At 45.4% G+C, this 9,737-nt stretch carries 7 protein-coding genes; 3 read left to right on the top strand and 4 right to left on the bottom strand.

The features are described 5' to 3' along the window. Positions 1 to 259 precede the first annotated feature (259 nt). A complete protein-coding gene (mgtA, locus tag QT974_RS25420; protein ID WP_333471188.1) occupies positions 260 to 2,776 on the top strand; it encodes a magnesium-translocating P-type ATPase in 2,517 nt (838 codons plus the stop codon). A 28-nt stretch (positions 2,777 to 2,804) separates the two neighbouring features. On the opposite strand, the gene QT974_RS25415 is transcribed toward mgtA, so the two are convergent. Both QT974_RS25415 and QT974_RS25410 read right to left on the bottom strand, forming a co-directional pair. Then, complete coding sequence (locus tag QT974_RS25415; RefSeq protein WP_333471187.1) at positions 2,805 to 3,761, bottom strand: glycosyltransferase family 2 protein; 957 nt, start codon at positions 3,759 to 3,761, stop codon at positions 2,805 to 2,807. A 35-nt stretch (positions 3,762 to 3,796) separates the two neighbouring features. Next, a complete protein-coding gene (locus QT974_RS25410) occupies positions 3,797 to 5,734 on the bottom strand; it encodes a glycosyltransferase family 39 protein (RefSeq protein WP_333471186.1) in 1,938 nt (645 codons plus the stop codon). Positions 5,735 to 5,786: 52 nt separating this feature from the next. On the opposite strand from QT974_RS25410, the gene QT974_RS25405 reads away from it, so the two are divergent. Further along, a complete protein-coding gene (locus tag QT974_RS25405) occupies positions 5,787 to 6,410 on the top strand; it encodes a TenA family protein (protein ID WP_333471185.1) in 624 nt (207 codons plus the stop codon). A 145-nt stretch (positions 6,411 to 6,555) separates the two neighbouring features. On the opposite strand, the gene QT974_RS25400 is transcribed toward QT974_RS25405, so the two are convergent. Then, on the bottom strand, positions 6,556 to 7,704 hold the full coding sequence (locus tag QT974_RS25400; RefSeq protein WP_333471184.1) for a mannosyltransferase family protein: 1,149 nt from the start codon (positions 7,702 to 7,704) through the stop codon (positions 6,556 to 6,558). A gap of 97 nt (positions 7,705 to 7,801) precedes the next feature. Next, on the bottom strand, positions 7,802 to 9,097 hold the full coding sequence (locus QT974_RS25395; protein ID WP_333471183.1) for a pentapeptide repeat-containing protein: 1,296 nt from the start codon (positions 9,095 to 9,097) through the stop codon (positions 7,802 to 7,804). A 124-nt stretch (positions 9,098 to 9,221) separates the two neighbouring features. Between QT974_RS25395 and QT974_RS25390 the strand changes: the two genes are divergently transcribed. Continuing rightward, positions 9,222 to 9,677: an aspartyl protease gene (locus QT974_RS25390; RefSeq protein ID WP_333471182.1), complete on the top strand. Its 456-nt coding sequence runs from the start codon at positions 9,222 to 9,224 to the stop codon at positions 9,675 to 9,677. Positions 9,678 to 9,737 lie beyond the last annotated feature (60 nt).

Raw genomic sequence — 9,737 nt, 5'->3', positions numbered from 1 at the left:
TATGAGATTATAACTAATAACTTATATGCGGTCATGCTTCTTCAGGCTTCAAAAATGAGATGCACCTATCTACAATTACAGCAAATTCCACGTTTATGAAGTACACCCCGGATCGATAAATCTCCGTAGGGACACGGCGAAAGCCTTTGTCCCTACTGCACTTCATAAACCTGGGATACGCTGTATCTCTCTTGTATTATTGTTTTTTTTACTTACCTACTTGCGTATTTTACCACTCATCTACCTAAGGTAGAAAAAAATGAATACAGATTCCGCATTTTGGAGCTTATCCACAGAGCAGGTGCTCCAGCAGACGCGCTCTACAACAGCAGGATTAAGCGGTCAAGATGCGAAACAACGCCTGAGCCAGTACGGTGCAAACAGCCTCAAACAAACACGCAAATCGAGCGCCTTGATGCTGTTGCTAAATCAGTTCAAGAGTCCGATTATCGTGATTCTGATTTTGGCGGCGGTGCTATCGATTTTTTTGAAAGATGCGCTAGATGCCATCATCATTTTGACGATCGTCCTAATTAGCGGGCTACTAGGATTTTGGCAAGAGCGAGGAGCATCGAACGCTGTCGAAAAACTATTAGCATTAGTGCAAGTTAAAGCAACTGTGTTGAGAGACGGTCAATCTCAAGAAATCCCCAATGAGGAAGTGGTTCCGGGCGACATTGTGGTGCTTTGTGCAGGTAAAAATATTCCTGGCGACTGTCTAGTTTTAGAGTCAAAAGATTTATCGGTGAATGAAGCAGCACTCACAGGAGAAACATATCCGGTTGACAAACTAAGTGGTATGTTGCCTGCGGAAACCGGACTAAATCAACGCACCAATTCCCTTTATATGGGAACCAATGTGATTAGTGGAACGGGGAAAGCCGTAGTTGTTGGTACTGGGAAAGAAACGGAATTTGGCAAAGTATCGGAACGTCTAAAACTAAGGCCTCCCGAAACAGAATTTGAACACGGGCTGAGCAAATTCGGCTACTTTTTGATGGAAGTAACGCTCGTTTTGGTGGCTCTAATTTTTGCCACCAACGTCTACCTCCATCGCCCTGTAGTCGAATCTTTTATGTTTTCTCTGGCGCTGGCGGTTGGTTTGACTCCCCAATTGCTGCCAGCTATAGTCAGTGTTAACCTGGCGCGCGGTGCCCAGACAATGGCGAAAAAGCGGGTGATTGTGAAGCGCTTACCTGCGATCGAGAATTTTGGCAGTATGAATGTGTTTTGCACCGATAAGACGGGTACGCTGACGGAAGGAGAGGTGAAAATTCACTCTGCGGTTGATGTCGAAGGGGAAAATAGCGATCGGGTTTTACTTTATGCTTATTTGAATGCCGCCTCTGAGTCTGGTTACGTGAATCCGATCGACAAAGCGATTCGCGAATACAAAACCTTCGATATTTCAAGTTATCAAAAACTAGATGAAGTTCCCTATGATTTTAACCGCAAACGTCTCAGCATTTTGTTCAAAAAAGACAGTACGCATTTAATTATTACGAAAGGCGCACTTAAAAATATTCTGGATGTTTGCTCAACCGTTGAAACTGCTGAGGGGAAGACGATCGACATTACAAACGAGCGACAAAAACTCCACCAACAAGCAGAAGATTTGGGCAGTAAAGGATTTAGAGCATTGGGCGTGGCTTATCGCGATTTCGATTGCGATTCCTTCAGCAAAGATGATGAAACAAACATGACTTTTCTGGGCTACATTGCGCTGTTCGATCCGCCAAAACCAGGCATCGCTGACACCCTCAAAGAGTTGCAACAGCTAGGAATTACTCCGAAGATGATTACTGGAGATAGCAAGGCGGTTGCTATGAGTATCATTCAGCAGTTAGGACTGCCCGAACCAAAGGCAATGACGGGCTCTGAATTAGAAAAACTCAGCGATGAAGCCTTGATGCACCGAGTACAAGAAACAAATGTTTTTGCTGAGGTAGAGCCAAACCAAAAAGAGCGGATTATCATCGCTCTTAAAAAAGCAGGGAATGTAGTTGGATATCTGGGAGATGGGATTAACGATGCTTCTGCGCTTCATGCTGCTGATGTTGGTATTTCGGTAGAAAGTGCTGTGGATGTGGCAAAGGAAGCTGCTGACATTGTGTTGATGGAAAAGGATTTGAATGTCCTGATCGAAGGTGTTAAGGAAGGACGGGTGACATTTTCTAACACTTTAAAATATGTATTTATGGCAACGAGCGCTAATTTTGGCAATATGTTTAGCATGGCGGGAATTTCTTTGTTTCTGCCGTTTTTGCCTCTGTTACCCAGTCAGATTTTGCTGACTAACTTATTAACTGATTTCCCGGAATTGACGATCGCCACCGATCGCGTAGACAAGGAGTTAGTCAACAAACCGCGCCGGATGGATATCAAGTTTATCCGCAACTTCATGATTGTGTTTGGTTTGCTGAGCTCAATCTTTGATTACCTGACGTTTGGGGCGCTGCTGTTGCTGCTGCACGCTCAACCACAGCAGTTTAGAACCGGGTGGTTTTTGGAGTCTGTCATCTCTGCTTCGATGGTTGTCCTAGTCGTTCGTACCCGCAAATCAATTTTTGACAGTAAACCCGGAAAATACTTGTTGATGGCGACGCTGGCTACCGCAGGAGTGACGATCGTTATTCCCTGGACACCTTTGGGAAGGCTGCTGGGATTTCAACCGTTGCCGTTGAGTTTTGTGCTGGTGCTCTTGGCGATCGTGCTGTTGTACGTTACGGCGGCTGAAAATGTGAAACGGGTGTTTTATCAACGAGTGAAATTTTAGTTGTCAAGGAGGAGGATTTGGACAATTTTTACGATGGATTGCGATCGGCAAAACCCGCAACTTCTCCCAGCGTATACAGCGGCCTCCCCTTCACCTCTTCGTAAATCCGCCCGACATACTGACCCAAAATCCCAATACTCACCAACTGTACCGCACCCAAAAAGAAAACCGCCATAATTATAATTGTCAAACCAGTTAATGCCGCACCCGGAGAGAAAAGACGCCAGTACAAAACTAAAAAAGCCATTAAAACAGACACCAAAGCCGAAAATAAACCCAAATAAATCGACAGTTGCAGAGGAACTTTTGAAAAAGAAACTAAACCGTTCATCGCCAAAGCAAAAGATTTGCTGAACGTATACTTAACATCGCCAGCAAAACGCGGATCTCGTTCAAACTTAACAGCAGTTTGTTTAAAACCAATCCAAGCCCGCAGTCCCCGAATATAACGATTGCGTTCGGGCATCGCATTTAGTACATCCACAACACACCGATCCATCAAACAAAAATCTCCCGTATCTGTGGGAATATCAACATCGGCAAGATTCCGCAAAATGCGATAATACATATAAGCTGGCAGTCGCTTAAACCAACCCTCTTGACGGCGTTGAGTGCGCTGAGCGTAAACCACTTGATACCCGAGCCGCCACTGTTCTACCATATCTAGAATTAGCTCTGGCGGGTCTTGCAAATCGCCGTCCATGATCGCTACAACTTGACCGCGAGAAAAGTTTAAACCAGCAGTTACGGCTATTTGGTGGCCGAAATTGCGGGCAAAACTGAGGTAACAAATTCGCGAGTCTTGTGCGTGCAATTCTCGCAGAAGTTCCAGAGAGCGATCGCGACTGCCATCATTGATTAAAATTAACTCTACTGGGCCATCCAGGCGCTCCATCACCGCACTAATTCGTCGGTACAATTCTGGGAGATTTTCTTCTTCGTTATAGATCGGAATTATTAAGGAATATCTAGGTGTATTTTGCATCGGAGTTTCTGTAGTACGATCGGGGCATTAACTGTTTATTTTTTTACAAACACGCTCAGCGGTTCCATCGACCATTTTTGTTCGTAAGTTTGATTTTTGACTGCGATCTCTTTTGGTTGTTTACCGTCATTTTTTGGTGCAGAGTAAAGTATCGCACAAGGGATAAAACTTTTGTAAGGCTCTATGTTTAGTTTTTGCTCGACGACAGGATCTATCGTCGAAATGTGTTCGATGCGAGGTGCTGGTTTTCCCGATTCTGGAAACATTACCCACAAGGGATATTCCCAGACACTTTTAGCCCAAAATGACAATCCTATATTCGTGCAGTTTTGAGATTTCACAAAATCTACTGCTGTATGGTAAGCAACCTCGATTTTCGGCCGACTTGTAAAGTAAAGCTCGTTTCTGCTGCTATTAAAAATGTTACTATCTGCCATGAGAGGTCTAAATTGGTTGTGAAAAATCCAAGGTAGCGACATGATAATCAAAATCGCCGCGAGATTGTTCGCTATTTTATGATTTGACAACTGGGAGACGGCTAATCCAAATAGGGGAGAAAATAATATAAATATTGAGAGGTGATGGCGGCTGTGCCAAGGTTGCAATTTCAGCAGAAAACACAGTAATAAAAATGTCATGATTGTAGCAATTAAATAAGTTACTACTATTTGGCTTTTTCTCAAAATAGGAGTTTTAAATATAAGTGCGATTGTGCCAAATGTCAGCCAAAAGTGAATGGGATTGGTAGCTGTGTTTTCATTAAATGACGGTGTGGCGATCGCAAATACTTGTCCGGGAGGCCAAGTGATCCGCGGATCGTTTGTGGCTACGCCCAGTATTCGGTGCAGCACGTTAATCGCTCCCACAATCGCACCGTTAATCCGGGAAATCCTCGTCCCGGCTTGCATACCTAAATTTCTAATGACATTTGACAGGAAAGTTGGCAGTGTAATTGCTTCAATTTTATATTCTTTGGTAAAACTTTCAGGTGCGCCGATCGCATAACCAAACAAATCATAATTTCGCCAAAAATGACCAAGATTTATCAGAAAAGTTACAGCGGCTATAATTAATATTGGTTGCAGCATCTTTCCCCGAAAACCTTTAATTCCTCCTACAATAAACCAAATAATAAAAGGCAAACAAAAGATATAAGCTGTCGTTTTTGTCAACAGAGCTAGACCCAAACTAGCACCAATTTTGAAAGTATTAAACCCCGTGATTCCTGCTGAAAGTCCTGCTAAACCGCAGGAGACAAAACAAACTACCCAGAAACATACAGCGTAATCGTTTTGAGTGCTAGAACCTTGGAGGATACCCATCGGCAAAGTCGCAGCAAACACAGCCGCAAAAACTTGACCGCGATTGTTGCCGCCCAGTTGCTTAGCAATTAAAGAAACTGCGATCGCACTTCCCACCATGCTTAACCACTGTACCAAATTAGCATAGCGATCGCCCCCGCTGATAATCTGAAAGTGCATAATCGCAAACTCAGCCCCCGGCGGGTGATACAACTGCGGCACGTAAGAAGTAGGATAATGCTCGACACTGCGGTTTTGCATCCAGTGAACAACCCGGCTCATGTGATAAGTCATCGAATCCCAATTGTTAGGCGGTGCAACTACAGCAATCAAACCAACCGCAGCAAAAATAAATAATACACCGCCTAGCAACCCCCTTAAGACACTCGGAAATCGATCGTCTTGATTTTTCTCAAAAATTGGGTTGACACTTTTAAATTTTAGATAAACAATCAAGCCTAGAATATTTACGACCAACCACAGCCCGAACACCCATTCAAAAGTCAGCAACCTAAATAAGCTGAAAATTTCCGTAGATAAAGCAACTATAACTCCCCAAACAATGGCGGCGGACAAAATAGCTCTGCGCCAACACTTATCTATTTTCTCAAATACGATGAAAAAAACACCCAGACTTACCAATGGCATCAAACCAAATATATCTGTTATCATCAAAGTTAATCCTAGTGCTAAAAGTTAGAACATAACCTAAAAATAAAAAAATATGACAAATTCTAACTATCTTTGGCAAGCGAATCAAGATTTAAGCAAAGCTTGCTTGCAACATCCCTTTGTCAGAGGCATTGCTGACGGCAGCCTCCCCCAAAAAAGTTTTGCATATTACGTTGCACAAGACGCGTTTTTTCTGAGAGCATTTGCCCGCGCTTACAGCATTGCTGCGGCAAAAGCACCCGACTGGGAGGGGTTTGAAATCATCCACAATCTCGGCAGCGGCGTTTTAGAAGAATTGCGCCTGCATCAAGGATATGCAGCTTCATGGGGTGTAAACTTGCCCGAGGCAAAACCCGGAATTGCTACCCGCCGCTACACGGATTTTTTATTAGCAACAGCCTGGGGAAGCGGTGTCGGTTTGACAGTAGCTGCGATGACTCCTTGCTTGCGGTTGTATGCTTTTTTGGGACAGCAGTTAGCTAAGCCTAATATACCGGAACACGCCTTGAGCGAGTGGATTTTCACCTATAGCAGCCCGGAGTTTGAGATTTTAGCTTTACGGCTCGAAAGTTTGGTCGATCGCTATGCCGAATCTACACCGGAAGTCGAAGCAACCTATCGCTACGCTATGCTGTGCGAAAGAGACTTTTTTGAGGCAGCTTGGGAGGTAGAGTAAATTAAGTTTTTGCAACTGATGCTTCCCAACTATAGCGTTTATCAGAAAGATCGGGTATGCGGAGGTATGCTGTAACCCTTACATTGTCAAGCTTTTTAGGTCAAAATTCGTCCGCGAACTAAAGTGAGAAAAGCTATATCGCCCCCTAAGCTACCCACGCCCAACTAGCAAATTTCACGGCAAAGCGTAGCAAAAATATAGCAAATAATCCCATCAGCCCGTAACCCCAACGAGGCTTAGTTGCCAGCAACAAGCCGAGAGCTATGGACAGCGACACAATACCATAAACGTAGCGCTCTATTGATTGCAGAGCTCCCGAAATAACCAGCAGTGCCAAAGAGCAAAAACCGAAGTAGACGAGTGTAGTGCTCAATCTTTTTCGGGAATACCACAACAAATAGCAACCGCCAAAAATCATCCCCACTTTAGTAGCAGGGTACAACCGGAAACTCAAAAGATCCTGAAATATGCTGAACCAACTAGGCTGACCCCATGCTTTTTGGACGTGAAAAAATGCTAAAGCATCTCCAAAACTCAGAGCACAATACAGACTAAATGAAAGTATCCCAAGAGCACTAGCCCAACCCGCAGCATAAGCGATGGGAGGTCTTTTTTTCCTCCAAGCTGTCAGCAAAAAAGTAGGTATCAGTGCTAATCCCGGCCCCCTAGTGGCAGTCGTCAGAGCGCCCCAAAAAGCTGCCCAAATATACTCGCCTCTCTCAAAAGCTCGCAAAGCGGATGCTGTCAGGAACAGAAACAATCCTTCTGTATAAATAACAGTACAAAATACCGAGAAGGGACACCATGCAAGTACAGCAACACTCCACTTAGCTGCATCAGTCTCGTGTCGCTCCTCCACCCAAAAATAAATCAGTATTAATCCAGCCAGAAAGGCAAAACTATTGATCAGTACCCCTGCTACTTCGACTTGCATTCCGAGAGCCGTAAACCCGCGCATCAACAAAGGCAATAGCGGATAAAAAGCCACAGGATGCTGCTGTCCGTCATCTGCATAACTGTAGCCTAGAGTAGCGATTGTACTGTACCATTTACCGTCCCAGTGCGAAAACAGTTCCCAACCGCTTTTGGGAATGAAGTTGCTGACAAAACCCAGAGGTGGTTGAATGGGATACACGACGGGTTTTTTCGAGACTAAAGGAGCAATTAGCTGCATCCCGATCGCAATTATCGATCGGCTCAGCAACCACATAGCCATCACAAAAATTAACCCGTCTCTGCTTTTATTGCCTGCTTGACGCGGACTTACTTCTAGCCCTAAATCAGTATTTGTCATCGCTAAAACAGCACCAGACTGTTGATTTTCAATTACAGTATAGTCGGCAGTTTATCGATCGCCAAATATATACGTAAGTACAGTGGTACTGCTAATTTTAGCGTCCTAGTTTATTGGGAATACCTTCGCAGCCACCGGGAACAGTCTCTCGCGACTTTGAGCCGCACCAAGCGCAGCAGTAATAGCGCTGCTCATCCGACAGCCGCTTGACACCAGTGAAATCAGCACGTTCAACTACAGCGCCCGTATGTTCGCCCGTTTGATAGTTAGGAAATTCCGTGCGGCTGCGGGGAGATGCAGTTTCTGGCGAGCCGTAGAATAATGTGGCAGCTCTCATGTCGGCGCGAACGAGATTGGCGTCGTAGAGGATAGCGCGCGAGAGGTTTGCTTTGACTAAATCGCACTTGCTGAGATTGGATCGCACAAGGTTGGCTTCACTCAACTCAGTCCACCGCAAATCCGTGCCAGCGAGGTCAGCACCGGCTAACATCACGTTTAAATCGATGACGCGGATGCCGTGATCTCTGTCTTCAGCGTAGCCGCCATCGCCGTCAAGGATGGGGCGCCCTAAAAGCCGATCGCGCTTCAGAGGAGTAACCAATCTCGACTGCGACAAAAACCGCAAAATTTTCGCTTTACCTTCAGCATCCACACTGCTCATAATCGCAGCCGTGCGGCCTTCGGCGATCGCCCTTTCCTGCGGCCAATCTTCCAAAAACCCTTGCTCGTCAAGGGCTAAATCGGAAACCCCTTGAAAATAAGCATCGATCGTTTGCTGCTGGGTAATGCGATTTTGCTGAATCGTCAAATCCTTCGAGATCACGTACTGGCGCCAAGCCACATAAACGCCCAAAATTGCGATCAAAATTTGACCCAAAGCACCAATTAACTCGCCGAGAGCTCCGATAGCATCCCAGTTGATTTGGATGTTGCGGCTTCCCGGTTCAGTATTAGTACCGCTAAGCATCAGCAAACCCACAATCCCAGCTAACAGCCCGAAGCAAGAGATGATCAGCGTGCGCCAAGTCGGCGGAATTACCTGCACCCAGATTTTGCCCCAACTCGGCCACATCATCCGCAGCGATATGCCGATCGCACCGACGGCCCCAATTAAGCCGATCCAAATGCTGTCGTTAGCGAGCCCGACAATCATCGAGGCGATCGCCGCCAGCGTCAGCACCGAACCCGTCACCTCAGCAGTCGTTTGTGCAGGCTGCAACGGAGCAAAAACCTTACGACTTGGAGGAGGAGGCGGCAGCGGTTTTTTCGGTTCAGTAGTAGCGACGATTGTCGCTGATTCTGGCGTTACAGTAGGGCTTGCACCGTTAGGGCTTTCTACAGTCACGTTGGACTCAGGAGGATTGGGTTGAGGAGAGTTCGATTCTGGTGTCATGCGTTGAGGCAAATTCTAACTTTAACAGGTCACTAAAACGATTTTAACTAACCAAGCACGATTCTAGATAGCATTACAATAGAAATATCCAGTAATTACACTCAAAGAGAAGAGGTAAAATAATATGACCCTGGTACTCCCCAATCTTCAAGGCAAACAAATGGGTCAAGTAATCACTACCATCACCGTCACGAATTTCATCGATCTAGTTATGGCCGAACGGGGATTCATTTCTACCGACGAAGTTCGTTCTGCGGTACTCGACAAAGTTCTTGTCGATACCGGAGCAACTCTACTTTCCTTACCAGCTCCCATTATTAGCCAACTAGGTTTAAGACAAGTAGGAGAAAGAGATGTAGAAACATCGGCTGGCATCAAAAAAGGTCGAATTTTTGCAGGCGCTCAAATTATTGTAGAAGGGAGAGAAGGTAGATTTGATTGTTTAGAATTGCCAGAAGGCGTTTCCGCTGTTTTGCTGGGCGTGATTCCCATGGAAGAACTAGGGTTAGAACCAGATTTGAAAAATAGACGGTTGCGAGTATTGCCGATGAACAACCAGCAAACATATCTCATGGCTTAGTTAAAAGGTTTGATCGTTCGGAATGCGAGTCCGCATCAAAGAAAGGACTCGCATTCCGAA

The organism is Microcoleus sp. BM001215392, assembly GCF_036700185.1.
Lineage (GTDB): Bacteria > Cyanobacteriota > Cyanobacteriia > Cyanobacteriales > Microcoleaceae > Microcoleus.
Note: the sequence above shows the minus strand (reverse complement) of the source record. Positions and strands in the feature narration are given on the sequence as shown.

Excerpts from the sequence above, each read along its gene's own strand:
- QT974_RS25415 (WP_333471187.1), bottom strand. The coding sequence starts at position 3,761 with ATGCAAAATACACCTAGATATTCCTTAATAATTCCGATCTATAACGAA.
- QT974_RS25400 (WP_333471184.1), bottom strand. The coding sequence starts at position 7,704 with ATGACAAATACTGATTTAGGGCTAGAAGTAAGTCCGCGTCAAGCAGGC.
- QT974_RS25395 (WP_333471183.1), bottom strand. The coding sequence starts at position 9,097 with ATGACACCAGAATCGAACTCTCCTCAACCCAATCCTCCTGAGTCCAAC.
- QT974_RS25405 (WP_333471185.1), top strand. The coding sequence starts at position 5,787 with ATGACAAATTCTAACTATCTTTGGCAAGCGAATCAAGATTTAAGCAAA.
- QT974_RS25410 (WP_333471186.1), bottom strand. The coding sequence starts at position 5,734 with ATGATAACAGATATATTTGGTTTGATGCCATTGGTAAGTCTGGGTGTT.
- QT974_RS25390 (WP_333471182.1), top strand. The coding sequence starts at position 9,222 with ATGACCCTGGTACTCCCCAATCTTCAAGGCAAACAAATGGGTCAAGTA.
- mgtA (WP_333471188.1), top strand. The coding sequence starts at position 260 with ATGAATACAGATTCCGCATTTTGGAGCTTATCCACAGAGCAGGTGCTC.